The 26,735-nt window shown below is 35.4% G+C and carries 27 protein-coding genes; 12 read left to right on the top strand and 15 right to left on the bottom strand.

Going from position 1 to position 26,735, the window contains the following annotated elements; translation table 11 throughout:
* Nucleotides 1–60: 60 nt before the first annotated feature.
* From VB796_RS19425 to VB796_RS19385, 9 genes are all read right to left on the bottom strand, one after another.
* Entirely contained in the window at nucleotides 61–600 is a 540-nt protein-coding gene (locus VB796_RS19425) for a hypothetical protein (protein ID WP_323348249.1), read from the bottom strand.
* Complete coding sequence (locus tag VB796_RS19420; protein ID WP_323348248.1) at nucleotides 597–725, bottom strand: hypothetical protein; 129 nt, start codon at nucleotides 723–725, stop codon at nucleotides 597–599. Before VB796_RS19420 ends, VB796_RS19425 begins: the two co-directional genes overlap by 4 nt.
* Before the next feature lie 226 nt (nucleotides 726–951).
* Nucleotides 952–1,281 carry a nucleotidyltransferase domain-containing protein gene (locus tag VB796_RS19415; RefSeq protein ID WP_323348247.1) on the bottom strand — a complete coding sequence of 110 codons (330 nt, stop codon included), beginning with the start codon at nucleotides 1,279–1,281 and terminating at the stop codon, nucleotides 952–954.
* A gap of 15 nt (nucleotides 1,282–1,296) precedes the next feature.
* Nucleotides 1,297–2,271 (bottom strand): signal recognition particle-docking protein FtsY, encoded by a 975-nt coding sequence (ftsY, locus tag VB796_RS19410; protein WP_323348246.1) that lies wholly within the window; start codon nucleotides 2,269–2,271, stop codon nucleotides 1,297–1,299.
* A gap of 91 nt (nucleotides 2,272–2,362) precedes the next feature.
* Nucleotides 2,363–2,797, bottom strand: a complete 435-nt coding sequence (locus VB796_RS19405) for a putative toxin-antitoxin system toxin component, PIN family (protein WP_323348245.1) — start codon at nucleotides 2,795–2,797, stop codon at nucleotides 2,363–2,365.
* Entirely contained in the window at nucleotides 2,781–2,984 is a 204-nt protein-coding gene (locus tag VB796_RS19400; protein WP_323348244.1) for a hypothetical protein, read from the bottom strand. Before VB796_RS19400 ends, VB796_RS19405 begins: the two co-directional genes overlap by 17 nt.
* 180 nt (nucleotides 2,985–3,164) lie before the next feature.
* Nucleotides 3,165–4,979, bottom strand: coding sequence for a translational GTPase TypA (gene typA, locus VB796_RS19395; protein WP_323348243.1), 1,815 nt, complete (start codon nucleotides 4,977–4,979; stop codon nucleotides 3,165–3,167).
* A 352-nt stretch (nucleotides 4,980–5,331) separates the two neighbouring features.
* A complete protein-coding gene (locus VB796_RS19390; RefSeq protein ID WP_323348242.1) occupies nucleotides 5,332–7,209 on the bottom strand; it encodes a 7TM diverse intracellular signaling domain-containing protein in 1,878 nt (625 codons plus the stop codon).
* A 109-nt stretch (nucleotides 7,210–7,318) separates the two neighbouring features.
* The gene (locus VB796_RS19385; RefSeq protein WP_323348241.1) at nucleotides 7,319–10,558 is read right to left on the bottom strand and encodes an endonuclease/exonuclease/phosphatase family protein; all 3,240 of its coding nucleotides are present in this window, start codon (nucleotides 10,556–10,558) and stop codon (nucleotides 7,319–7,321) included.
* A gap of 310 nt (nucleotides 10,559–10,868) precedes the next feature.
* Here VB796_RS19385 and VB796_RS19380 point away from each other — a divergent pair, with 310 nt between their 5' ends.
* The 3 genes from VB796_RS19380 (at nucleotide 10,869) to VB796_RS19370 (ending at nucleotide 13,202) form a co-directional block, all read left to right on the top strand.
* Nucleotides 10,869–11,498, top strand: coding sequence for a uridine kinase (locus VB796_RS19380; RefSeq protein WP_323348240.1), 630 nt, complete (start codon nucleotides 10,869–10,871; stop codon nucleotides 11,496–11,498).
* Between the two features lie 125 nt (nucleotides 11,499–11,623).
* Nucleotides 11,624–12,712, top strand: coding sequence for a hypothetical protein (locus tag VB796_RS19375; protein ID WP_323348239.1), 1,089 nt, complete (start codon nucleotides 11,624–11,626; stop codon nucleotides 12,710–12,712).
* A gap of 7 nt (nucleotides 12,713–12,719) precedes the next feature.
* Nucleotides 12,720–13,202, top strand: coding sequence for a GNAT family protein (locus VB796_RS19370; protein WP_323348238.1), 483 nt, complete (start codon nucleotides 12,720–12,722; stop codon nucleotides 13,200–13,202).
* Nucleotides 13,203–13,306: 104 nt separating this feature from the next.
* Here the strand turns inward: VB796_RS19370 and VB796_RS19365 are convergent, their stop codons facing one another.
* From VB796_RS19365 to VB796_RS19350, 4 genes are all read right to left on the bottom strand, one after another.
* Nucleotides 13,307–13,756 carry a DUF3299 domain-containing protein gene (locus tag VB796_RS19365; protein ID WP_323348237.1) on the bottom strand — a complete coding sequence of 150 codons (450 nt, stop codon included), beginning with the start codon at nucleotides 13,754–13,756 and terminating at the stop codon, nucleotides 13,307–13,309.
* A 60-nt stretch (nucleotides 13,757–13,816) separates the two neighbouring features.
* Nucleotides 13,817–15,079 carry an ABC transporter permease gene (locus VB796_RS19360; protein WP_323348236.1) on the bottom strand — a complete coding sequence of 421 codons (1,263 nt, stop codon included), beginning with the start codon at nucleotides 15,077–15,079 and terminating at the stop codon, nucleotides 13,817–13,819.
* Between the two features lie 117 nt (nucleotides 15,080–15,196).
* Complete coding sequence (locus VB796_RS19355; protein WP_323348235.1) at nucleotides 15,197–15,823, bottom strand: ABC transporter ATP-binding protein; 627 nt, start codon at nucleotides 15,821–15,823, stop codon at nucleotides 15,197–15,199.
* A gap of 83 nt (nucleotides 15,824–15,906) precedes the next feature.
* A complete protein-coding gene (locus VB796_RS19350; protein ID WP_323348234.1) occupies nucleotides 15,907–16,761 on the bottom strand; it encodes an AraC family transcriptional regulator in 855 nt (284 codons plus the stop codon).
* Between the two features lie 123 nt (nucleotides 16,762–16,884).
* Here VB796_RS19350 and VB796_RS19345 point away from each other — a divergent pair, with 123 nt between their 5' ends.
* Nucleotides 16,885–17,436: a hypothetical protein gene (locus tag VB796_RS19345; protein ID WP_323348233.1), complete on the top strand. Its 552-nt coding sequence runs from the start codon at nucleotides 16,885–16,887 to the stop codon at nucleotides 17,434–17,436.
* 93 nt (nucleotides 17,437–17,529) lie between these two features.
* Nucleotides 17,530–18,192 carry a hypothetical protein gene (locus VB796_RS19340; protein ID WP_323348232.1) on the top strand — a complete coding sequence of 221 codons (663 nt, stop codon included), beginning with the start codon at nucleotides 17,530–17,532 and terminating at the stop codon, nucleotides 18,190–18,192.
* 61 nt (nucleotides 18,193–18,253) lie between these two features.
* On the opposite strand, the gene VB796_RS19335 is transcribed toward VB796_RS19340, so the two are convergent.
* Nucleotides 18,254–18,760, bottom strand: coding sequence for a DUF192 domain-containing protein (locus VB796_RS19335; RefSeq protein ID WP_323348231.1), 507 nt, complete (start codon nucleotides 18,758–18,760; stop codon nucleotides 18,254–18,256).
* 58 nt (nucleotides 18,761–18,818) lie between these two features.
* Between VB796_RS19335 and VB796_RS19330 the strand changes: the two genes are divergently transcribed.
* The 5 genes from VB796_RS19330 to VB796_RS19310 all read left to right on the top strand — a co-directional run bounded on the left by VB796_RS19330 (nucleotide 18,819) and on the right by VB796_RS19310 (nucleotide 22,619).
* Complete coding sequence (locus tag VB796_RS19330; RefSeq protein WP_323348230.1) at nucleotides 18,819–20,468, top strand: amidohydrolase; 1,650 nt, start codon at nucleotides 18,819–18,821, stop codon at nucleotides 20,466–20,468.
* Between the two features lie 101 nt (nucleotides 20,469–20,569).
* Complete coding sequence (locus VB796_RS19325; protein ID WP_323348229.1) at nucleotides 20,570–21,187, top strand: DedA family protein; 618 nt, start codon at nucleotides 20,570–20,572, stop codon at nucleotides 21,185–21,187.
* 32 nt (nucleotides 21,188–21,219) lie between these two features.
* Nucleotides 21,220–21,687, top strand: a complete 468-nt coding sequence (locus VB796_RS19320; RefSeq protein ID WP_323348228.1) for an NADH-quinone oxidoreductase subunit A — start codon at nucleotides 21,220–21,222, stop codon at nucleotides 21,685–21,687.
* Between the two features lie 147 nt (nucleotides 21,688–21,834).
* The gene (locus VB796_RS19315; protein ID WP_323348227.1) at nucleotides 21,835–22,227 is read left to right on the top strand and encodes a LytTR family DNA-binding domain-containing protein; all 393 of its coding nucleotides are present in this window, start codon (nucleotides 21,835–21,837) and stop codon (nucleotides 22,225–22,227) included.
* A gap of 62 nt (nucleotides 22,228–22,289) precedes the next feature.
* Entirely contained in the window at nucleotides 22,290–22,619 is a 330-nt protein-coding gene (locus tag VB796_RS19310) for a hypothetical protein (protein WP_323348226.1), read from the top strand.
* A 266-nt stretch (nucleotides 22,620–22,885) separates the two neighbouring features.
* Here the strand turns inward: VB796_RS19310 and VB796_RS19305 are convergent, their stop codons facing one another.
* Nucleotides 22,886–23,923: a type IX secretion system membrane protein PorP/SprF gene (locus VB796_RS19305; RefSeq protein ID WP_323348225.1), complete on the bottom strand. Its 1,038-nt coding sequence runs from the start codon at nucleotides 23,921–23,923 to the stop codon at nucleotides 22,886–22,888.
* Between the two features lie 186 nt (nucleotides 23,924–24,109).
* Here VB796_RS19305 and VB796_RS19300 point away from each other — a divergent pair, with 186 nt between their 5' ends.
* Both VB796_RS19300 and VB796_RS19295 read left to right on the top strand, forming a co-directional pair.
* Complete coding sequence (locus tag VB796_RS19300; protein ID WP_323348224.1) at nucleotides 24,110–25,192, top strand: aminotransferase class V-fold PLP-dependent enzyme; 1,083 nt, start codon at nucleotides 24,110–24,112, stop codon at nucleotides 25,190–25,192.
* Nucleotides 25,193–25,497: 305 nt separating this feature from the next.
* Nucleotides 25,498–26,580, top strand: coding sequence for an LptF/LptG family permease (locus tag VB796_RS19295; RefSeq protein ID WP_323348223.1), 1,083 nt, complete (start codon nucleotides 25,498–25,500; stop codon nucleotides 26,578–26,580).
* The last annotated feature ends 155 nt before the right edge of the window (nucleotides 26,581–26,735 follow it).

Genomic DNA, 26,735 nt, shown 5'->3' with positions numbered 1-26,735 from the left:
ACTTATTAAACAGTGTATTCAGCCTGTATGTAATTATTTTACAGACTGAAGTCTGTGTTACTAATAAACTGCCTGATAATCAACCGTAAAAACAATAATTGAAACCTTATTTTTTCCTACTGTTACGGGTAAAATATTTCCTTTGTCATCAAACGAATTGGCGTACAAACCTTTATCTCCTTCACGTACTAAAAGTGAATAACTTCCTTCGGGTAAATCCACACAAAATCTTCCTTGACTATCAGATTTTACCGTTTTTATGAGCGTTGAAGCAATGGCTTTGTAAAACCCATCTTGCAATGTTGCTTGAGCAATATTGGTAAGTTCATAAACCAATAATTCACGTTCGATGGGTTTAGGAGGAAGAATGACTTTATCTGGTGACGGCATCATATTGCCTGATTTCCAAACAATTGTGCCACAAATACCTTGTGTTGTGGAAGAACTTTTAGTATTTTCTTGAACCACAGGCTGAGGTTTTGTTTTAGCAATAACCTTTACTTTTTTCACTCTTTTATGCACCTTCTTTTTAGCTTTTTGTGCAAAAGAAAGCGTTGTGATAAAACAACAAATACATAAAATCAGTGATGATATTTTCATAGTCTTGAATAATTTTCTCTCATAAACTCCATAAAATCTTCTACCATTGAGATATATTCGTCTATGTCTTCTTCTGTAAATTCTCCGTTCAATTCATAGTCAGCGATTTGTCTTTCTTTAAACAATTTAGCTAAGTATTGACCGTATTTTTCGGGATTAAATTGGTGACAATAAATAACTCTGCAAATTTACTTTGTACACCCGAATGCGTTTTCGTAAAATATCTTTGCTCAAAAATAAACCTCGAACAATCCAAAAATAAGCGTAATGGCAATGATTCACTGCACCTTTTTAACGTTCGTGCAGCTTGTAAACTATCTTTCTGCCTGCCTAAAATATGTAGCCAAATCTTCATTCATAAACGGTTATTCCTTCTTTTTTAATAAACCTGAAAATGGCTTTATTTGAGGTCTGAAAACTGTTTTTAGAAACAATATAAGATGAAATTGGAATAAAGTTATGTTTCAATGATAAATCAAAAAGCTCATTATTTGTTTCTCCAATTTCTCTTGTTATTGATACATTTTCATCATTCAATAATACCAAAAAATCAATATCTGATTCTTCATGAAAATCACCTCTGGCATAAGAACCATATAAAATGATTTTTGCCAAACGGTCTGCGTAATGTTCAACCATTAACTGATTAAAGTCTCGAATTAAGGCATCTTTATTGAACATAATTTTTGCATTTATCTATTTCCTCTTAAACAACGAATCCACAAATTCTTTCTTATTGAAAACCTGTAAATCTTCGATTTTCTCGCCAACGCCGATATATTTTACTGGAATTTTCAATTGGTCTGAAATTCCGATAACTACGCCACCTTTAGCCGTTCCGTCCAATTTTGTAATTGCCAAAGCCGTAATTTCAGTGGTTTTTGTAAACTCTTGAGCTTGAATAAAGGCATTTTGCCCCGTCGAACCATCCAAAACCAATAATACTTCGTGCGGTGCATCGGGTAAGAATTTTTGCATCACTCGTTTGATTTTAGAAAGCTCGTTCATCAAGTTTACTTTGTTGTGTAAACGTCCTGCGGTGTCAATAATTACAACATCGGCATTTTGTTCAACGGCTTGTTTTACGGCATCAAATGCAACTGAGGCTGGGTCCGTATTCATGCCGTGGTCAATTACGGTAATGCCCACTCTTTGTCCCCAAAGTTTCAATTGGTCAACTGCTGCCGCACGGAAAGTATCACCTGCACCCAAAATAACTTTGTTTCCAGCTTTATGAAATTGCGAAGCTAATTTACCAATCGTTGTTGTTTTTCCAACGCCATTTACGCCCACCACCATAATTACATACGGTTTTACATCGGTGATTTTGAAGGCATTTGTAATATCCTGCGATTTGTTTTCGGCTAATAATTCAGCAATTTCTTCTCTAAGAATATTGTCTAACTCCTTTGTGTCCACGAATTTATCACGAGCTACACGAGCTTCAATTCTTTCAATAATTTTGAGGGTTGTATCCACGCCCACGTCCGACGAAATTAAAATTTCTTCTAATTCATCCAATACCTCTTCATCTACTTTAGACTTTCCAACTACCGCCCGACTCAATTTTGAGAAAAGCCCTTCTTTGGTTTTTTCTAATCCTTTGTCGAGCGTTTCTTTCTCTTCTGTATTTAAAACTTCTTTTTTCTTAAAAAAATCAAATAATCCCATGTTTGTTCTTTATTTGTTATCAATGATAATCATCTGCAAATTTACACTTACTAATTTGATACAGACATAGTTGTAGCAAATTAGTTTTGAATTAAGCCATTCTATTTTTTAGCAAACTTAAAAATACTTCGGCTTTGATAAGGTTGACGGGAGGAAAGGGTATATTTTGTAGAATATTGAAGTGACGGTCGTTAGTAACCAGAAAATCTGCCTGTGAAGCCACAAAAATATCAACAAATTTATTGTCGTCAGGGTCAGATTCTATTAAATTCCATTGATAATATACCGTTTGTTGATGAACATTTTCTAAATGAAGTAATAATTCAAATACATCATTTGTGATTTGCTTATCATAGCGTTTTGAAATGATTTCATCATATTCTGCTAAAATATCAGTGCTAACTACTAACTCAAAGGACTGTTCAAGAAGTGCATCAAATATAAATGCGTAGGGAGATTGCGGAGCTAATGATACTAAAAAAACATTAGTATCTAAGACCACTCTAATTCTATTGGTTTTCTTCATTCAGCCAGTTATTCATTGTTTCTGAGGTGTATCCTTTTTCATTCCAAATGGCATCGGTTCTCTTTCTAATTCGACGAGCAAAAAAGAGTGTTAGCGTTTGCTTTAACTCTTGAAGTTCATCATCGGGGAGTTGATAAGCAAAAGTATTTAAAAGCTCCACTTGAACGTTTGTGAGTGGCTTTGTCATCGTTTTGGATGTTTTAATTTAGTACAATATTAGCATTTTTTGGAAGATTCCCAAAATAGAAAGGATATGACATAAACAACAAAAGCCTTCACACAAGGCGAAGGCTTTTGTTTTGAGGGTATAGTTATTGGATTTTAGGTCTTAGTTTTAAAACAAATCACCCAATTCCTAATAACTTTTTTAAACCATCTCTTTCTTCTGTTCTGCACGTTTACGCTCGCCTGAGTCAAGGTAAATTTTACGGATACGGATAGATTTTGGAGTGATTTCTAAATACTCATCTTTTTGGATATATTCCATTGATTCTTCTAAAGAGAAGTTCAATTTTGGAGCAATTCTTACGTTGTTATCAGTACCTGATGCACGCATGTTGGTTAATTGCTTCGCTGTTTGAACGTTTACTTCGATATCATTTTGGCGATTGTGTTCACCAATTACCATACCTGTATAAACTTCTTCGTTAGGGTCAATAAAGAATACACCTCTATCTTGCAATTTATCAATTGAATATGGAGTGGCAGCACCTGAGTTCATTGAAATCAATGAACCGTTGATACGTCCAGCAATTACTCCTTTGTATGGTTCGTAAGCTTTGAAACGGTGAGCCATGATAGCTTCTCCGAAAGTCGCAGTCAATACTTTTGAACGCATACCAATCAAACCACGTGAAGGAATGTTGAATTCTAAGTGTTGTAAGTCACCTTTTGGTTCCATAATCAACAATTCTCCTTTTCCTTGTGTAGCTAATTCAATTACTTTACCTGCTGATTCTTCAGGAACGTCAACTACCAAGATTTCAACTGGCTCTAAACGTTCGCCGTTTTCACCTTCTTTGAAAATTACTTGAGGCTGACCAACTTGTAATTCATAACCTTCACGACGCATCGTTTCGATTAAAACCGACAAGTGAAGAATACCACGACCAAATACTAAGAATTTATCTTCAGAACCTGTTGTAACTACTTTCAATGCTAAGTTTTTCTCAGTTTCTTTGAACAAACGGTCACGTAAGTGACGAGATGTTACAAATTTACCTTCTTTACCAAAGAATGGAGAGTTGTTGATGGTAAACAACATATTCATTGTTGGCTCATCAATCGAGATTCTTGGTAATGCTTCTGGATTTTCGTAGTCAGTAACAGTATCACCAATTTCGAAATCTTCGATACCTGTCATTGCACAAATTTCACCAGAAGAAACTTCTGATACTTTTGCTCTTCCAAGACCTTCAAATACTTGAAGTTCTTTGATTTTCATTCTTTTTACAGAGCCGTCAGCTTTCATCAAAGCAACTTGCATTCCTTCTTTGAAAGTTCCTCTGTGTACACGACCGATAGCGATACGACCCACGAAAGAAGAATAATCTAAAGAAGTAATCTGCATTTGTGGAATTCCTTCGTTTACTGGTGCTGGAGGAATGCTTGCGATGATTACGTCTAATAATTCAGTAATATCTTCAGTCTGACGTTTCCAGTCTGTACTCATCCATCCTTGTTTAGATGAACCGTAAAGTGTTTGGAAATCTAATTGGTCTTCAGTTGCTCCTAAGTTGAACATTAAGTCAAAAACTTGCTCATGTACTTCGTCAGGACGACAGTTTTCTTTGTCAACTTTATTGATAACTACGATAGGTTTTAAGCCTAAATCAAGTGCTTTCCCTAATACGAAACGAGTTTGAGGCATTGGGCCTTCAAAAGCATCGACTAAAAGACAAACACCATCAGCTAATTTTAAAACTCTTTCTACCTCACCGCCAAAGTCGGAGTGACCAGGTGTATCAATGATATTAATTTTTACGCCTTTATAGCGAACAGACACGTTTTTTGAAACGATTGTGATGCCACGTTCACGCTCTAAATCGTTGTTGTCAAGGATTAAATCTCCGAATTCTTGGTTATCACGAAATAACTTTGAAGCGTGGATGATTTTATCGACAAGGGTAGTTTTACCGTGGTCAACGTGAGCAATAATGGCGATGTTACGAATACTTTGCATGATTTCAATTTGAATATTTGAAAATTCGGTAATTTGAAAATGAAATTCAAAAATTATCAGACTGCCAACTCATCATTATTTCAACGACCGAGTTAATGTCATAAAAATTTAAAATTTTCAAATTTGGTACATTTTCAAATTCTTAGATTTTAGGGTGCAAAGGTACGGAGATTATCTTAGAAAAATACTATTTGATGGAAAAAATAATGAAGAAATAATTAAGATTAAGTATTTATCGTTAGAGGGGTTAAGTTATTGTAAATCAATACTTAATAGCCATTGTATAAACGTTAGTATTTGGATTTAAGATTAGTTTTTTCGGGCTGAAATGATAAAAATACAATTCTGTTTTTTATTGTGATACTGGGATTGTTAATCTAACCTGTGTTCCTTCCTGACTTTTTGAGTCAATTTTGATTTCTCCGCTAAGACTTTCTGCCCTTTTACGCATATTTCCTAAGCCATTTCCCGATTTGATATTTTTTTCATCAAAACCAATTCCGTTATCAATAATAGTTAAAATTAGACTTTCTTCGTGACGGTTGATTTCAATCGTCACTTCATCTGCATTTGAGTATTTTACGATGTTATTTATTGCCTCTTTAAATATCAAATAAAAATTGTATTGTTTTGAGGGTGAGAGTTTTACGTTGGGTAGGGAGTCGGTATTGAAAGTGTAAAAAATGTCTTTCATTTCTAACATTTCGGAAGTAAATTCTTTCATTTTCACCAAAACGTTATCAAAATTATCTTCGGTTTGTTTGGTCGTCCAGACAATGTCACTCAATGAACGTTGTACTTTTTGTGAACTTTCTCCAATACGTCGCACCATTTCTTTGACAGAGTTTGAGTTTTCACCCATTTGATTTTCAACTACTTGGCTCAAAATGCCGATACTGCTCAAGGTTGAACCAATATCGTCGTGCAAATCTCGGGCAATACGATTTCGCATCTGTTCATTGGTTTGTAATTGTCGGATTACCTCAGCTTGATATTGTTCTTTTTCTTTTCGGTCAGAATTGATTCTGTATGCCAAAGCAAAAGAAAGTAAGACTACTTCTAAGGCTGAACCTACTTGTAGTGCATTTCTCGTAAAATTATCACTTGGTAAAATATTAGATAATTGCATGATAAAAATTAAAGCACTTACCAAAAATACAGACCATGCAATCAAGAAAAATAAGGCAGATTGAGAGCCTTCCAACCATACAAATGTGGCAATCATGAGTACGTAAATCACTGTTAGGAAGGCAAATAAGTGTAACATCGTGATGCTTAATGCACCTAAGCCAAACCAATAAGATACTAAACAGATAATAATTAGGCTGATAAGTATTTTTGAAATTTTTAGAGCAATGGGTAAATAACGGTTTACGTCCAAGAAACTATTGGCAAACAATACCCCAAAAATAACTCCAGAAGAGATGAAAATGGGCGTAAAACGATTAAACCATAGGGCATTATTCCAAACAAATTCGTGTGAAATACCTTTATTATAAGCAAAAAAACAAGCGAACGAAAGCACATAAAATACATAATAGAGGTATTCTTTGCTACGAACTGTCCAGTAAATAAAGAAGTTGAAAATTGCCATGACCAGCATTAAACCCAAATAAATGCCCTGCATTAAGTCTTTTGAGTGGTTGTCTTCAAAATAAACTTTTAGTGGTGCAATCCTTATCGGAAATAATAATGGCAATGAATTTTGAAAACGAATGTAATAAGTACAGGTTTGCTCAGAGTTGAGGTTGAGGTCGAATAAATAAAAATTAGTATGGAAATCTCGTTTTGAAACGGGTACAAAAACTCCCGCTTTTTTATGAGTGATTTTGTTGTTGACATCAATTCTGAAAACATCAATACTATCAATGACTGGCTCGGAAATTTCAAGATAGAGTTTTTGAGAAGACTTGTTTTGGAGTGTAAATCTTGCCCAAATGACTGACGAAGTAATGCCAAAATTAGGATTGAGTTGAATACTTTGTGTAAACCGAGCATCAATATCAGAGCGTTTACTGACTTCCTCAAAAGTCAGTGAAGCAGTTTTGTCCTCAAAAACCTCAATTTGTCGCCCGATTAATTGGGCTTCATTGGGGTCTTGCATCAAGATTTTTCGTTGAGAAAATCCCATTAAACAGATACAATTCAATAGAAGGAAAGTAAAGAAACTTCTTTGAGTAATAGTATGAATTTGAAAATTTGGGGTAAGTATTTTGACAATCGTTCTCATGAAATTTATCTTGGGATTCACCTCAAACCTACAAATAATCAGTCATTTATCAAACAAAAAGGTTCAAACGAGACCGTTTGAACCTTTTTGTTTAAGTATTTATGGATTATTACATTCCTAAAGATAATGTAAAAGTAGCAGCCCAATTGAGTGTTCCTTTTAAATTAAGCGTTTTGGCTTGTGAAGCTACATCAACAGTTACGGTATGAGCGGTATCCACAATTACATCACTTGCCGCAGTTGGCACACAGTTACAATCCCAAGTGCTTGGCGATGACCAGTTTCCTGTTGATACACTTGTGATGGTCGCTGGAGCTACTGGAGGCAAGCCAAATCTAAAGCGAGCATTAACAGGATAATGGTCTGATGTGGTTGATGTATATCCTGCCACATAATTGATTGGTCTTGAAACGTTTACTGTTTTTTCTAAGTAATAAATGCCTGACGTTGATGGAGCAGGGTTTGAACCCGTTGCTGGAATTACTCCGAATTCGTTTGAAACCATAATGTGGTCAATGATATCAGCATAAGAAGCTGTACTTGAAACGGCACAATCACTTAATGCCTTTGATACTTGAACGTAGTTTGTATTATCTGAAACGAAATTACCATACGTAGAAGTTTGTCCTACATAAATTGAACCATCCAAATCATCATTATAATCTCCCAACATCATGATATTAGCACTTGGATAATTTGTATCTAATTCAGCCTTTAGGTCAATTACGTCTTGCTTCCTTCTGTTATAACTTGCTGCATCTGAACCCGATTTAGCATGAAGTCCTACAAAATTGATTCTTTTCGTAAGTCCATTTAAAGTAATATCTGCAACAAACATATATGGTAAACGTCCAGATGCCCAATTGTTTGGATAAGGAGTTGCCACTGGTGTAGCATTATATCCATATTGACTTGCTAAAAGCGATAATGTATCAACATAACTTACAATACTTTTTTTGTACAAGAAACATACCTTTTGTCCAAATGAAGTTGCACTATTTGTTTCTGGCGAGTCAAAAAAGTGAGAGTAATATTTTGTTTGGCATACCACACCATACTCTGGCAAGTCAGTACCAACTCTTGCAATAAATTGTTTGTGGTCACAAACCTCTTCTACACAAAATATATCTGATTTTAAAGTATTCAAAACCGTAATGACATTAGTCATTTGTTGGGTATCGTTTGTTGGCCCTAACGCACTTGGAGAAGTCGTTGTATTTCCTAACCATTCTACATTCCATGTTGTAATATCAAGAGTCGAGTCAACAGGTACGGCCGTTGAAGCAATTGCTCCACAACTTGCACTCGGACTTGGTACAGGCGTAACACAAGTAATGGCACTGTTTCCTAAATCAGCAATTGTTCTTGGGAATAATTGTAAAATATTAACCGTTGCCGAAGCATTAATATAATGTCCAATTACCCCTGTAATGTCTTGAGTAACTGTGGGAATATTTTGAGTTGGGATGGTTGTAGCGGTCGCATCAACTCTAATTTCTGCTTCTCCTTGTGAGTTACAAGCAGTAATGGAGTAATTTGTATTTGAGGCAAAAGTTCCTGTAACGTTGATATTTGTACTAATAATTTTTACCAATTTACCCTCATTGTCTGCTAAAAATGTAGGTAGATTAATCCCTGTTGGCGGATTGTTTGCATCAAAAATAATGGCAGGAGGAGTTGTTATTGCTCCATTACCTGTTATTTTATTAACACAAGTGGCACTATTAAATTCAGCTTCACCATTAAAGCGAGCCATACCGCCAGTTACTTTCACCGAATCCCCTAAAGCAATACCATTAGCGGCTACAACTCCTCCGCTGGCAGTAGAAAAAATGGCAAGTCCACCTGTTGTATCTTGAACGTAAAACTTATTAGTTCCAAAAATAGCAGTTACACGTCCTGCGACCGTTGCAGGTGTTGCCGTTACGCCCGTCGCAGGAAATGTTCCTTGTTCTGGAATAGACGCACGAACCACAGATATATTAGTGGGAGTAGTACAAGCAACAGTAACCGTTCCACTTACTGCAACAGTTGGAGAAGGCGTAAGATTTGTAGTAGTATGAGTAATATTTCCAGAGAATGTTCCTGCTGTTGTGTTTATCAATCTTACATCAATCGTTGTAGTTGCAACACTTCCGCTTGATTGTGGTAAAATTAATGATGAAGCATAGGCATTTGCACCCGTTTTAATTTCAAATCCAGCAGGAGCCGTAATTGTAATATCACTAACCAAATTTGTACCTGAAACGGTATATGATTGAGGCGTAACAGGATTTCCTACAAATGTTGAAAATGTAGTTAAAGTACCAGTTGTGGTAACTACTGGCGGTGGAACTGTGGTTACAGAACCTGATAAAGCAACACTTGGAGGACTTGCAACTCCACCACCACTATGAGTGATGTTTCCACTGTATGTGTTTTCTGTCAAACCAGTTTTAAGGCGTGTATAAATGGTTGTTGATGCGAAGGCACTACCAGAATATAATACGTTTAAGGAATCTTTAAATCCACTTCCTGATGTTTTTGAAATCTCGAAATTAGATGGAGCAAATATTTTGATGGTATCTGAAGCAGGATTTAACACACTACCTGATAATGTATATGATTGCTCTGCTGATGGGCCATTGCTTTCAACGTAACTTAGATTTGTTAGAGAGGTTGAGGAACTTGTAAGTGTTGGGACAGGGATTAATGTTGCGTTGAATTGAATATTATCTAATCTATTATTACCAGAGGTATTAGTTGCACCTGTTACTGTTAGTCTAACATACGCATTGACAGCACTGTTTAAGCCTGTTACAGTAGATAGGGTTTGAGTGGCAAAAGATGAAGGAATTGTACTAATTGTACCAATAGAAGACCATGAAGTACCATTTGTGCTGTATTCCCATACTTGTGTATTAAAACCCGTTGAAGTTTTTTGAGTTGCATAAGAAATTACCAAATTTTGATACCCAGTCATATTTACCTTAAATATTATGCTTTTTCCATTAGCCGTTGGAGTTGCAGCTCCACCGAGAATAGCTAAAGATGCAGGCGACGTTGTAGTGGTGCTTAATCCCGTTGACGCACCCGCATTGAGTGCAGTTCCTCCAAACGCATTTAATTCTGCTGTAACCCATGAACTTGAATTATTAGTTCCATCAAGATATAGTGTTCCAGAACCAACATTGGCACTATATAATTTAGGCGTATTAGGAGATGCTAAGACAGCAGTACCAGGAGATGTTTGAAAATCCCATCCTGCAATTAAAGTTTGGGAGTAAGTTTTTTCAGAAATTGAAAATAACAGCAAAGAAAAAAGAACCAGAAGCACGCTTCTGAGATTTAGATTGGCGAAGTGTTTCATTATCAATAGAATGAGTTAGTTGAATGATTGATTTTTTAAGTTTGTTTGATAACGTAGGACTTGGGAAAGGCTTAATTTTGAGGGAGTTGAACTAATTGGCAATTCTAAACAAAAATACTGTTTATCATAAAAAACACCTACAACTCTAACATAAACAAATCATTAATTTTAAGAAAATCACCATTTTTGAGCATATATCACTAATCAAAACCTCCTTAATTTTTTTTAATTGTCACTTTGAAATAAATATGATGTAAGTTTTAACATTCTTTACGACCTTTGCAGAAAATTTACGACGAAAATTTATCGCATGAAACCAAATCAACGACCGTATATAATTGGCATTACTGGAGGAAGTGCTTCGGGGAAAACGTTGTTCTTAAATCAATTATTAAAGTCTTTTTCTAAAGAGGAAATTTGCTTGATTTCTCAAGACAATTATTACCGTGACCGCAAAGACCAACAAGTTGATGAACACGGATATATCAATTTTGACGAACCAAATTCTTTAGATTTACACCAGTATGCTCTTGATATTCAAACGATTCGCTCTGGAATGCCTTTCCAAAAACAAGAATATACTTTTAATAATCCTGATATTATTCCAGAAACGTTGACTTTTGAACCTAAACCAATTATTGTGGTAGAAGGACTTTTTGTTTTTTATTTCAAAGAAATTGCGGATTTATTAGATTTGAAGGTTTTTATTGATGCAAAACGAAAACTTAGACTTGACAGACGTATCAGACGTGATGCGGAAGAACGTGGATACGGTGAGCGTGAAGAGGTAATGTATCGTTGGGATAATCACGTTGAGCCTGCCTTTCAGAAATATGTAAAACCTTACCGAAAAGCATCAGATATTGTGATTCCCAATAATGTTCATTTTGAAAAAGGACTCGAAATATTGGTTGGTTATTTACGAAGCAAGATTTCATAAATAATCATCCCAATAAAAACCGTGAAGTAGCAATATTTCACGGTTTTTATTTTTCACCAATAATAATTTGAGCATTATCTTGCCCATAAGTGACTAAGAAAATTTCAAGCATTAATATCCAAACCATGTCACATCAATCTTTAATACTTACCAAAAAATCAGCGAAGGATTTATCCAAACTTCAAAAGCAATTTAATGCTAATGTTAAGAAAATTGAGGAGTTGAAAGGAAATATCGTTACTGAAAAGGAAATGCTTCGACGAATTCTGATTCGTATTCAAGCCGATATTGTCCCGCTTGAACGTAAACATAATGACCAACTGACGGAACTGGTCTATGTTTTTGACAAACATTGTGATAATCCATTTTTCAAGAAAAAAGAGAAAGCAAAAATGGCTGAGTTTATCATTGACAGAACGGTAGAATTGATTGAAAATTTGGGTATGGATAGCTTGAAACCTCTTTACGAAAAATATGCAAACCGTTCTTATGACGAAGTAAATGCTCAAGCTGATAATATCACGACAGATTTTATGAAGAATATGATAGAATCTAAATACGGAATTGAAATTGATGATGATGCCGATTTGAGTAATCCCCAAAAAATACAAGACTACATTGCCTCGAAATTGGAAGAAAAGGAATCTGAGGCTCATTTTCAAAATCCACCAAAAGAAAAAACTGCCAAACAGCTTGAAAAAGAAGAAAAACTAAAGCAAGAAGCCAAAAATATCAGTAAAGTTGCCAGAAGTATTTACACTGATTTAGTGAAGGCTTTTCACCCCGACCGTGAGCAAGATGAAACTGAGCGTGAACGCAAAACCGAAATCATGAAATTGGTCACGCAAGCCTATGAAAAAGATGATTTGTTTGAACTGTTACGTCTGAAGATTGAACTGCAAAATTCTGATATAGAGTCAATTACGATGGCGGATGAACAGTTGAAATATTACAATAAAATATTGAAAGAACAAGTTTCAGAACTTGAACGAAACCTTTTAGAAGTAAGAAAACGAGCATCAACGGCAATGGAAGGAACAAATTTATTTACTAAGTTTGGAGGCGATGAGAAGACAATGAAGCTTAAATTTTCATACGAAATCAGTCGTTTACGTAGAAATACCAAAGAATTAGAACAAAATATTGCGGTACTACGTGGACAGGAAAGTATGCGTAGATTTTTAAAAGATTTTGATAACGATTTTTATAATTAAAACAAAAATGACTCGTAAAGCTACCGAAAATGACCTTCCGTTTATCTTTGACCTGTATATGCACCCGCAGTCAAATCCTCATTTAATGTACGAAAAAATGGAATTGGAGCAGTTTCAGCCTATTTTTCAAGATTTATTGAAAGATGAAATCAAATATATTTTTGAAGATAATCAACAAATGATAGGTATGTTTAAGTTAATACCACTAAAATTTCGTTCTTCGCACATTGCTTATTTGGGTGGTTTAGCTATTCATTCAGATTTTGTAGGAAAAGGGTTTGGACTAAAAATGATGAACGCAATTATCAATTTAGCAGCAGAAAAGGGTATTTTAAGGATAGAATTGAGTGCAGGTATTGCTAATAAAAGAGCAATTGAATTATATAAACGAGCTGGCTTTGTAGAGGAGGGAGTGTTGAGAAAATACACGCACCTAAAAAGTGAAGGACGGTTTATTGATGAAGTGTTGATGAGTTATATTATGGATTAGGAGTCAGTATTTATGTTATGTGAATTTATATCCTCAACGTAGGCAGGGTTTCAAAATCCTGCCTACGTTGAAACTGGAATGATCTGTATTTTATACTCAATAAATTACTCAATCATATCAGCCTCTTCCAAGATATAATTCATCTCGTAAATATCGTCGGCATTGAGTTTTAATTTCCCCGTAAAAGTGTGCATTTCGTCGGTTTTGTACTTTCTAATTTCACTTTTCTTTGGTTTCAATGACATTACTGATTCTGGGCCTGCACCGCCACAAAAAAAGCATTGACTATACGGAAATGCCGATAATACATACATATTCGTAGCCACATCCACAGGAATTACGTAGCCTTTTATCGTAACTTCTTTGTTTTCTAATCTCTTTAATGGAGCTCCAAAAGTTGGATACAACATAAAAATAGATTCCTGCGGATACCACTTTTTCTTGAAAGAAACATCTTTCAACATATCCCAAGTGAGTTTTTCAGCAGGAGCATTTTTTGCCGAAATGAAGGTTGAAACTATCAAACCTAATAAAATAAATGCCTTGATTTTCATGTGTTTATGATTTTAGTAGCACAGACTTTAGTCTGTACCGATGACAGACTGAAGTCTGTGCTACTCGTCTGCTAATGTTTTTGAAATGTTGATGTTGTAAATTCCCAAAGATGGAATGGCAGCGGCTAATAATCCAATGAATAATGCACCTAAAAATAACCAAAACTCTTCTTTAAGCAAAGATAAAACGTTGAAGTCGTAATGAAAATTTTGTTCTATATTTTCTGACATAATCCCAAGTCCCAGACGGCTCAAAATAATCCCAATAATAAAGCCCAAAATGCTGATTATCAATCCTTCTAATAACAATAAAAAGAATAATCTCGTTCTACTCGCACCCATCGAAAGCATTAAAGCCATTTCATATTTTCGTTCTTTTAAGGAATTATAGAGTGACACAAAAACGCTCAGTCCAGACACGATAATAATTACTAAAGCAATCAATTTTAAAGCATCAATCCCGAAACCCATTAAGGCAAATAAACGATTGATTTCAATGGCAGGTGTAGCCGTTTGAAGCGTAGAGTTCAAATTGATACTTCTTGCCATCATCATGCCCATTGCTGGATTTCTGAATTTTACCAGCATTGAAGTAATTTCTTTTTCTTCGTCCATCGGACGAATGCTATTCGCCCCTACGTTGTTGTTGTCTTCTTCCAATAATTTCAAAGCATTTGCTCCTTTGCCCGCTTCTTCTTCGTGATGTTCTTCGTCATGCACTTCCCAAACGCTTTCTAAGGGTGTTATCATCATTTGGTCGAGTACCGAATTGGTATTTTTCAGAATCCCCACTACTTTAAATTTCTTGGCATCATGGGCGTGCCCTTCTTGGTCGTAACCATGTTGTGATGCAAAACTATCCCCAACTTTTAGACCTAAATTTTTAGCAACTTTTGCCCCTGCCACAATTTCCATTGCCTTTTCAAAGACTTTTCCTTGCTCAAATTCTGCTTGAAAATGCTCCAAATATTTTGGATTTGTTCCCACAATTCGGTAGCCTTGATAATTATCGCCCATCGAAAGCGGAATGACTGATTTTACCAAAGGGCTACGGGTTAGGCGAGTTGCCTCTTCCATTGAAATATTGCCCGTAGGTGCATCAATTTGGTAAATACTTGAAAGAATTAATTGTAAAGGACTTCCTTTTGCCCCAATTACCATGTCGATTCCTGCGACATTTCGGGTAAATTTTTCTTCGATTTGTTTGCCAGCTAAAAGCAAAAGTGAAATAATGGCAATGCCCAAAGCCATCAATAAAATGCTTAAAAAACTGGTTAGTGGCTTATCTTTTAAATTGCTTGTCGATATTTTTAGTAGGTTCATGATTGGGAGTGATAAGTTATGAATGATGAGTTAAGAGAGAAATAGGTAATAAGCGTGAAGTTGTTGAGGGGTAAAATATTTTAAAGAAAGCACCCCAAAATACTCATTGCTTATCACTCATAACTCAAGGCTTGCCGCAAACACATCTTTCAACCTTTGGTCATGCGTGACGACTATCAAACTTGCCCCAATTTCTTGTGTTTGTTTTTTGAGTAATTCAATCACTTTTAGACAGTTATCGTCGTCCAAACTTGAGGTTGGCTCATCCGCTAAAATCACCGAAGGACTATTCATCAAAGCTCTTGCAATGCTTACTCGTTGTTGTTCTCCTTGCGAAAGTTGCGTGGTTTTCTTCGATAAATGGTCAGTAAAGCCTAAGCTTTCTGCCAAATGTTTGGCTTTATCTTTCGCCTGATTTTTGCCTGCTAAATAATTGGATAACAACAAATTATCCATCACCGAAAGAGCATGAACAAAATGTGGTTTTTGGTAAATAATGCCCACATTTTTGGCTCTAAAATCTGCCGCAGCGGAAACAGATAATTGACTAATTTCTTGATTGTTGATTTGAATTTTCCCGCCCGTAGGTTTTAGCAAAAGTGCCATTAAATGTAGGAAAGTCGTTTTTCCTTTTCCTGATTTGCCCAAAATAAGCATCGTTTCACGGTCGGCACAAGAAAAATCAGGGAAGATAAATTGCTTATCAGCAGCGTAGGCAAAGGTTAGGTTTTGCGTTGCAATCATGGGTTTAGTTATCAGTTATTGGTTATTAGTTTTGATGAAAGTTTCTTTCACAAATATACATAAAAACCGTCCTTTTTCTGTCTCTATTTCCTATCGCCCCCTCCTGGCGTTTTTCCAAATTTCTCCTTGAACGCTTTTATAAAATGGGAAACACTTTCGTAACCAATTTCCATACTTATTTCCGACACATTTTTATTGGTTTTTTCCAACTGTAAATAAGCGTATTCGAGCCGTTTATTTTTAATCCAAAGAGCAGGAGAAGTCTTGAAATTATCTTGAAAATCTCTTTTAAAAGCTGATAAACTTCGTCCCGAAAGCCTTGAAAGTTCTTCCAACGAGAGAGGTTTTAGGTAGTATGAATTCATTAAATATTCTAAATCAACCTTCTCACCTTTGTAAAGTCTAAACAAAATACTGTTGAAGTGTCCCGAAATATCAATTTCAAGAATGTGAAGCAGTAATTCTTGTAGTTTTAATCGTAAGAAATGATTCAAATATTGTGTTTCATGATGAAAATACGGAAAGATAGATTCCGTGAATTTATTGAGACTTTCAGTGATTTCAAAAACCAAAAGAGCAGAAGCATTTTCGTGATTAAGTGGCACATTTTCAAATAGTTCCAAATGTTGTCCGACAAATTCTTTTAATAGCTTTTCGTTAAAGAAAAACACCAAACTTCTATAATTTGTATCAATCGTTTCCTGCATGAGATAATATCCACGCCTAATAAAAACAATATTTCCTTTACGAACGTGTATCGTTTGGGTTGGGGAAACGAATTTTTTTTCTCCTTCTAAAACAAAAATTACAGCGTGTTCTTCAAAAAAAACCTCATTCTTCAGCGGAGGGTCTTGATTTCGGTAGGCTACGAAAGTCATATCTTGAATTTTCAAGGACTGAAATTCGCCTGCGTGTATAAGAGAAGGGACTCGAATCATGATTTTGTGATTATGCTGCACAAAAGTAACAAATTAATCACAAATTTTTATTGCAACAATATTGCATTAGTTTTTAAAATGTATATATTTGCAACATAATTGCATTATGTAAATTTTTAAACTATGAAATTAATAAAGAAGCGTTTTTTTATCGCACTCATGGGTGCTACTTTAGTATTAGGTTGTAAAAAAGATGAACCAGCTCCAGTGGAGGACAACGAAAATTTGACAACCTTAAAGTTGAAATTTACCGAAGGTGGCACAACGTCAACTTTTATGTTTCGTGATGTGGATGGAGATGGCGGAAATGCCCCAACCATTGAGAAAATTACTCTAAGACCTAATAAAACTTATACTTTGGCGGTTGAGGTTTTAGATGAGACAAAATCGCCCGTTGCGGATATTACGGCAGATATTGAAGCAGAAAAGGACGAACATCTTTTTGAATACGTTTCAAATCCTACGAGTCTGTTAGCAATAACACCAACTGATAAAGACACTCGTGACTATAATGTTGGCTTGAAAGGTTCTGCTATTACAACGGCAGCGGGTACTGGAAAATTACGAGTTGTATTGCACCATCAGCCACCAGTAGGAGGGGTTGCCGTGAAAAATGGTTCTTTTACGGTTGGTAGTACCGATATTGATGTTAGTTTTGATGTGGAGGTGAAATAAAAGACATTTAATATAGATAAGTGAATAATTTTGGATGTAGTTTTGCGTTAGAGTTCTTGTAAATCTATAACAATAAAACAATACATACATCTCATGAAAAAACGTATTCTTACACTATCACTTTTTTGTCTCCCGATTGTTTCATTATTTTCTCAAAACCTCGCTGGAAAACGTATTATTAATGGAAATTTCTCCATGAATTCTACCAATATTAGTACGCAAGGAAATTCACTTTCATCTTCGGTGAAAACGTCTAATTTCACTTTAAATGCTACTTTTTTAACTGGGAAAGTCAGAGAAAATAACACCTACACAGCTTATGGGTTTGAGGTTAATGCTAATTCGAGAACTACTCCTCAATTAATAGGAAGTTCTGTTTTGAACATTTCGAGTTCGTCGTATTCAATAGGGCCTGCCATTCAGTTTGGTAAATTTGTGAAAGTTTTTGACCAGTTTTATTACGCTCCAAATTCAACTTTTAGTGTTTCTGGCACATTTGGTTCGAGTGAAACCTCAAATGCTTCTGGTGCTTCTTTGAGTACTGGAGGTTTTGGGGCGAGAGCTAATATTTCTCCGCTCAATTTTATCTATCAAGTGAATAATAATATTTTACTCAGCATGAATTTGGGAGCGGCAGGATTGAGTTATAGCTATTCAAAATCGTCGTCTGATAATCTTAATATGACTACCAATAACCTTTCAGTTTATGGAAGTGTGACAAATTTTTCAGGAATTGGAGCTTATTATTTATTCTAAAAATTAAAAGAAATAGAATTTCTAAACAAAGTCAGCGTTCAAAATGCTGACTTTGTTGTTATTACCACTTCACAGAATTTCCCTTCTCAATTCCCTTTCTTTTACAATATCCTGCATTGACTTCTAAAACATACTTAGCATTTTCGTAAGAGGGAATTTGCTCTTCAGAAAACGGTGTTCTATTGGCTTGAATGGTAACGACTTTCTTAGATTCGTCTAAAAACAAAATATCTAAAGGTAGATAAGTATTTTTCATCCAAAAATTACGTGGTTGATTGTCTGGAAAGATAAATAACATTCCACAAGAGTCAGGCATTGAACGTCTGTACATCAACCCTTGCGTGGTTTCTTGGTCATTATCGGCAATTTCTATCGTTAATTTTTGCTGATTTTTGGTAAAAGTCAATTCTCCTTCTTTCTTGAATTGAGGTTCTTCAACCTTCACTTCTTCAGTGGAGTTAGAGGTGATATTTTCTTCTGGTTTCTTGGAAAAGTTTAAAACTCCCGTTGAAATTAATCCGCCAAAAAGCAGAATGATTACTAAAATGATGGCGACTATTTTTTTCATGTTATTGAAGATAATTTTATGTAAATTTACCAATCTTCAAACTTCCTTGTATCATTCCATGAAAAAACTATTACTGCTTGTTGTTTACTTATTTATTCAAAACACAGCTTTCTCTCAAAAAATCTGTTTTTATAATGGCAAAATTTATACAGTTGATGCTCGTAGCTCGGTTGTGGAGGCGGTTGTAGTTGAAAATGGAAGGATTATTTTTGTCGGTTCAACGCCAGAAGCTCGTGCGGCATGGTCTGACAGTCGAACGAAAATGGTGAATTTAGAAGGTAAATTAATGCTTCCAGGTTTTATTGATAACCATACGCATTTTGCCGATGGTGGCATGTATTTGTTGGGAATTGACTTGCGTAACGCAAAATCGACTACACAATTTAAAGAAATCATCAAAAAGTATGTTGAAAGTCATCGAGGAGAATGGATAAAGTCTGGAAATTGGGATCATGAATCTTGGGAAGTAAAAGAATTGCCAACCAAAGAAATGATTGATGATTTTTCGATAGATACACCTATTTTCATTGACCGTTTTGATGGACATACTGCTTTGGCAAACTCAAAGGCATTGGCTTTGGCTGGTATTACCAAAGAAACAAAGTCGCCCGATGGTGGAGAAATTGTAACAGACCCAAAAACTGGCGAACCAACAGGTATTTTGAAAGATGCTGCCATGAATTTGGTTTACAGTATTATTCCACAATTGACACCCGAACAAAAGCTGAAATGTGTACACCGTGCTTTGCAGGAGGCTCGTGAAAATGGCATAACGTCGGTACATGATATTACTTTTAAACCCGATTTGTTGGCGTTCCAAGCTTTGGAAAAAGAAGATAAATTGACCTGCCGTTTTTATACACGATTGCCGATTGATTCTTACCAAAATTTAGTGGGAGCAGGTATTCAAGCGGGTTTTGGTTCTAATAAAATCAAATTAGGTTCGTTGAAAGCTTATGCAGATGGTTCGTTGGGAAGTAGTACGGCATTGATGTTTAAACCTTACGACCAAAACCCAAATACAAAGGGTTTGGCGAGTGATATTGTGATTAACGGAAAATTGAATAATTGGGCAATGGATACCGATAAAAATCATTTACAATTATCTATTCATGCCATTGGTGATTCGGCTAATTATTTGATGCTCAAATTGTTTGAAGAAATTACCAAAACGAACCCAAAATGGGATAGACGTTTTAGAATTGAACACGCTCAACACGTCAGATTAGAGGATATTCCTTTATTTGCTAAATTGGGGGTCATTGCTTCTGTGCAACCTTATCATTGTATTGATGATGGTGTTTGGGCGGCAAAACGCATCGGAAATAGGGTTGATTATACGCATCCATACAAGTCGTTTTTGGATGCAGGCATTAAACTTTGTATGGGGTCAGATTGGTCTGTTGCTCCGTTGAATGCAATTTTAGGAATTTATGCGGCAGTAACTCGCCAAACGGTGGACGGTGGGAATCCAATGGGATGGATTCCGAAACAAAAAATATCCGTAGCAGATGCCATCAAGGGTTATACCATTAATAATGCTTTTGCGGCTTTTGAGGAAAAAGAAAAAGGGTCGATTGAACCTGGGAAATTGGCAGATATGGTTGTCCTTTCAGACGATATTCTGACCATTAAACCAGAAAAAATACAAAATGTAAAGGTTTTGATGACTATTTTTGATGGAAAAATTGTTTACGAGAAGAAGTAATATTGGGTTTTAGGAGTTGGGTATTAGGTTTTAGTGAAAAAATGCCCGACTTATAAGAAAATACTTTCTAAAGCCTAAAATCAAATACCTAAAACCTTAAAATGGAAATATCCGAAATTATTAAATATCTATCTGACTCAAAGGAAATTATTAGTTTAGGACTTTGGGCGGTCACTTTTGTGGTTTATGCCGAGAATGGGTTGTTTTTTGCCTTTTTTCTTCCAGGTGATTATCTTCTTTTTCTCACGGGTGTATTTGTGGGAACAGGCTTTTTGAAATATACAATTGTCACAGTGCTTTTATACCTTTTTGTGGCGGCAGTATTGGGTTCGTTAACAGGGTTTTTATTCGGTAGATTTTTTGGCAGTACCCTTGAAAATCGTCCCGACCGTTGGTACTTTAAAAAGAAACACATAGAATCAACGCATGATTTCTTTGAAAAATACGGAAATCAAGCTCTGATTATCAGCCGTTTTTTGCCTTATATCCGTACCTTTGCACCCATTTTAGCAGGTATTAGTAAGATGAATTACCCTAAATATCTGTTCCTGAATGTATCAGGGGCTGCTCTTTGGGTTGGTTCATTAGTGGGAGGAGGGTATTTCTTTGGTGTACAATTTCCGTGGATAATCAATTATGTACAATACGTAATTTTGTTTTTCTTAGCGATTACTACTTTTACGGTTATTAAGGGTTATCTAAATATTAAAAAGTCTTAATTCGGCGGACAAGGCTGTTCGTGCTACATTTCATGCTTACAGATTTCGGTTACATATTACTTTTTATTATTTCTGCAATTGCTTTTACGGCATTGATGCTTTTTGTGGCGAAATTGATTCGACCCAATCGTCCAAATGCGGAAAAATTATCTACTTACGAATCTGGTGAAGAACCCGACGGTAATGCTAATGTGCGTTTCAATTTACGCTTTTATGTAATTGCTTTAATTTTTGTACTTTTCGATGTTGAGTTGATTTTCCTTTTCCCATGGGCAACTGTTTTTGGGAATCAACATTTAATAGAAATGACAAATGGTGTTTGGGGCTGGTTTTCACTGATAGAAATGTTCATTTTCGTGGGAATTTTGCTACTTGGACTGGCGTATGCGTGGGTAAAAGGACATTTGGATTGGGTACGCCCTGACATTCAAAAGCCTGATTATGAGTCTAAAATTCCTGTTTCTCTTTACGAAAACATTAATAAAAAATATACTAAGTGATGTCTTAAATTGTACAAAAATAAGTTTCGCCTTGCGTGTTCTACCGAATATCTACTTTTAAAAAATATTATTAAACGGTTTGACACGCTTTATTTAATTCTATAACTTGCATTAAAATTAATAGTCAATACCATAAAATTACACTTAATGAATCTTCAAGCTCTACGACAAGTTCCTTTCGGAAATTTCTCAATTAGAATAGTTAAACTTCTTGGAAAAAGATATTTGTTAGTTCCTGACCAAGCCAAAATGAGACGTGTTTTACTAAAAGACATTGTACGTTTGGAAGGAGTTCGTAATTATACCTTAATCCATCTCACAAATGGAGAGGTAATGATTAGCTCAAGGACATTGAAAGTATATGATTATGTACTGGAAGGAGCAGATTTTCTACGTGTACACAAAGCTCATCTTATCAATATGAAATGTCTTCAACGTTATGAAGCTGATTGTATGTTTGCTGTAATGCAAAACAAGGACAAAATCAGTATTTCGAGAAGAAAAAGAAAAGATTTTCAAGAAAGAATTGCCGTTAAATAGCGAAGAAAAGTAATAGTGAGATATGAATGAAAATTTTTATCTTTGACTAAATCTTCCATTCTATGTTCGCTCGCTTTCGCTTTTTTATTGTTCATTTACCTTTCATGCGTGTAAACGGCATGGCAATTTTTCCGTTTTTATTAATCAAACAAAAGTCTCCTTCGAAGGTATTAATCAATCACGAAAGAATCCATTTTAGACAACAAATTGAATTGCTGATTTTGCCGTTTTATTTGTGGTATGTATTTGAATATCTGCTAAATAGGCTAAAAGGTCAGACCGCCAATCAAGCTTATCGAAATATTAGTTTTGAAAAAGAAGCCTATCAAAACGATGATAATTTGGAATATTTGAAGAAAAGAAAATTCTGGGCGTTTTTGAAATATGTTTAAAGTAGAGAATAGAGGTTAGATTTTAGATTACAGATTTCAGAGGATAGATATTGGTTTCTTAACATGCTCCTTATCTTCCAAGACGAAACAGAGATTATTTGAAAATAATTTATATTTAAGGAACTATCCCTGCTAAATCGTACTTTCCTTTACTCTTTACTCTTTACTCTTTACTCTTTACTCTTTACTCTTTACTCTTTACTCTTTACTCTTTACTCTTTACTCTTTACTCTTTACTCTTTACTCTTTACTCTTTACTCTTTACTCTACCACAAATTCTGAGGGCAAACGATGCGGTGACGATTGTTCAGCATGATACCCAAAACAACTTCATGAGAACCTTTTGAGCGTTCACGAATGTCGGAAAGCGTATAATCGTAAGAATATCCAAGATTGATAAATGAACTAATATTTACTCCTAAAAGTCCCACCACAGCGTCTTTATGACGATACGAACCTCCAAACCAAAAGCGGTCTTTATGTACTGCTTTAAGGTTAATGTCAAAACTCATTGGAGCTTGATTGACTCTTTTTATGAGGGTAGAAGGAATAACCGCCCAATCTTCATTGATTTCTGCACGATAGCCCGCCGTCAAAAAATAGTGTGGATAAGCAGTTCCAATCCATGAATACGTACTTACGGTTTGGTTTGAATTTTGATAATTAAAATTGTCAAAAATGAGTTGATTTGCAGATAAACCCAAGAAAAAATGACGAGAATATAACCACGCTCCCAAATTAATATACGGTTGAATGGCAGATAAAGAACCATTGTCTAAAATAGCTTGGTCTGGGTTATCTCTTACTTGAATCTTGCTAAAATCGACACTATATTGTGTAATTCCCCCTGAAGCACCAATTGATAATTTTACATTTCCTGACACAGGAATATGATAGGCATAACTGGCTGTAATACTATTTTGGGTATTTGCTCCGATATGGTCGCTTACGATGGCAATCCCTATGCCATGATGCCCAGGCACACGAGCAGCCCCTCTAAATTCAGTAGAAAGTGAAAGCGGGCGACGAATAGTTTTACTAATATTGGGCGTAGCACCCGTACTGGTGCGGTCAGGCTTACCGATTGGAATATTGGCAGAAACATAGTACGTTGAAGGAGCTCCAGGAAAATCCGTCCATTGATTTCTGTACCCAGTTTTGATGTCCACATAATCTTCAATACCCGAAATGGCTGGGTTAATCAGATAACTATTCATCATGTATTGACTGTATTGGGGTTTGCTTTGGGCAAATCCAATCAGAGAGAATGATGTCAAAAATATAATCAGTACAATTTTTTGCATAGCTTTTTGTGGGCATTTCGTCAACTATTACCACATCAACGAAAAAACGAACCATAAAGATAAGTAGAAACGCTTTTTTTTTTGAATTTAGGGAATGATAATTATTATACGTGTAGCATTCTTTGGCTTTTTCTTCCCTACCAAATATTAATTCGTAATTTTGTAGTCTAAATTCATAATCAAAAAATGCGTAAGACATATTTCACCCCAGGCCCTGCTGAACTTTTTCCAACTGTTGAAAGACACTATCAAGATGCTTTTGAGCAACAATTAGGCTCGATTTCACACCGTTCGCAGAAGTTTAGAGATATTTATAAGCACACCGTTGAGCAGTTAAGAATTTTGATGAACGTTCCAGAAACAAATGGTATTTTCTTCACAAGTTCTGCTACTGAAATTTGGGAACGTTTAATTCAGAATACCGTTGAACACGAAAGTTTCCACTTAGTAAATGGCTCATTTTCAAAGAAATTCTACGATTTTTCAGTTGATTTAAACAAATTCGCTCACAAATTTGAAAAACCGTTCGGAGAAGGATTTGATAATGCTGAAATTATCGTTCCCGAATATGCAGAGTTAATTTGTACAACTGCCAATGAAACGTCGTCGGGTGTACAGATGCGTGCTACGGAGATTCATAAATTGAAAAGAGCTAATAAAGATAAATTTATTTGTGTTGATATGGTTTCATCAGCTCCGTATCCAGATTTAGATTTTAATATCGTTGATTCTGCTTTTTTCTCAGTGCAAAAATCATTTGGAATGCCCGCTGGTTTAGGTTGTTGGATTGTCAATCCTGCAATGTTAGAAAAAGCAGAACGCATGAAAACACATGAAAATCAGATTGGAACGTATCATAATTTACCTTCGTTATTCAAAAATTTCTCAAAATTTGAAACGCCAGAAACGCCAAACGTGATGGCAATTTATGTTTTAGGAAAAGTAGCGGAAGACATGAACAAAATCGGCATTGAGAACATCAGAAAGCAAACCGAAAAGAAAGCAAAAGTGCTTTATGATTTTGCTGAAAAATGTGATTTCTTAGAAATTTTCGTGAAAAACCCAGACCATCGTTCGCAAACAGTAGTGGTGGTAAATGTGAAAGACAAATCGGCAGCAGACATTATCAAACAAGTACAAACAGACGCAAATATGGTGATTGGTTCTGGTTATGGCGACTTCAAAGCGACTCAGTTGAGAATAGCCAATTTTGCTGCGGTGAATTTGGAACAGGTGGAGACGTTGGTTGAGGCGTTGCGGAAAGTATAGCAAATAACAAATAGACCACAGATAGTACAGATTTGACAGATTTTTACTGATTTTATCTCTGTAAACTGGTGAAATCCGTTAAATCTGTGGTCTATTTTTTTTCGCTAAAAATAGTTTATAGTTCCTAATTTGATATAAAAATCCCCTTAAATCTGCGTTGCGAAGCATCTGTCTCATCTGCGTTCCATGTAATTCACACGGAATTTTAACAATATTTAATCCCCTAAAAAAACCTCTCTAATGCTGAGAGGTTTTTTTATTCGTAAATTTGTGAATTGTTCTTCATAGATACACAAAAAGAGAAAATGAAAATCCTTGATTTATACATTATTAAGAAATTTCTGACAACGTATTTCTTTGCGGTGCTTATTATTGTTACCATTATCATGGTGATTGATTATACCGAAAAGATTGACAATTTCATTGATAATAAAGCTCCTTTGAGAGAAATTCTGCTTGATTATTACCTCAACTTTATACCATATTGGGCAAATTATATTAGTCCGCTGATGGTATTTATTGCGACGGTTTTCTTCACAGCAAACTTGGCGGCACGTACCGAAATTATTGCCATTCTCAGTACAGGAGTCAGTTTTAATCGCTTTCTTCGTCCATACGTTATTGGTGCATCCATTATAGGAATTCTGACGTTTTTGATGGTTGGTTGGGTTATTCCTATTGCCAATAAAACCCGAATTGCTTTTGAACGCAAGTACGTTGAAGGCGGCTCGTATTATTTCAGTGGACGTGATGTTCATATTAAAATTGGTCCTGAAGATTATGCCTACCTTCAAAGCTACGATACAGGAACAAATACGGGATACAGTTTTGCTTTAGACAAGATTTCGGGTAATAAATTGACTTACAAATTATTAGCAGACCGTATTGTATGGGATTCGACACATAGAAAATGGAATATTCAAGATTATAGAATTAGAAGATTTTTAGCTGATGGGAAACAAAAATTATCTTACGGAGCGAAATTAGATACGACATTAAATCTTCTTCCGAAGGATTTTGACAGTAAATATCAATTGCACGAAACTTTTACAATGCCCGAATTGGAAGAAACCATCAATAAAGTACGGAGTAGGGGAGCGGACGGAATAGAAGTATTTTTGATTGAAAAATACCTTCGTTTTGCCAATCCTTTTGCAGTGGTAATTCTTACGGTTATAGGGGTAATTGTATCTGCCCGAAAAGCTCGTGGAGGCGTGGGTTTTCAAATTGCCTTGGGTTTTATGTTGGCTTTTCTTTACATTTTGTTTTTCATGATGAGTAAAGGAATTGCCCAATCGGGAGGAATGCCGCCACTTTTGGCGGTTTGGTTGCCCAATATTGTCTTTACTTTAATTGGAATGGTTTTATATCGAGCCGTACCGAGGTGATTTGTGGTTACTGGTTATTGGTTGATTAGTAATTGGATGTCCCGTCCTAAAATAGGTTGACTTTTTTGATTATTTGTAAACTTAGAAAAGTCCAAGTTGTTGTCCAAATTTTTGTTTGTTAATTGTTCTTTCATCGACGTAAATATTCATTTTAA

It is taken from the genome of Arcicella sp. LKC2W, from assembly GCF_034931005.1.
Taxonomy (GTDB): Bacteria; Bacteroidota; Bacteroidia; order Cytophagales; family Spirosomataceae; genus Arcicella.
The sequence above is the reverse complement of the archived record's forward strand: the minus strand, read 5'-3'. Positions and strand labels throughout refer to the sequence as shown.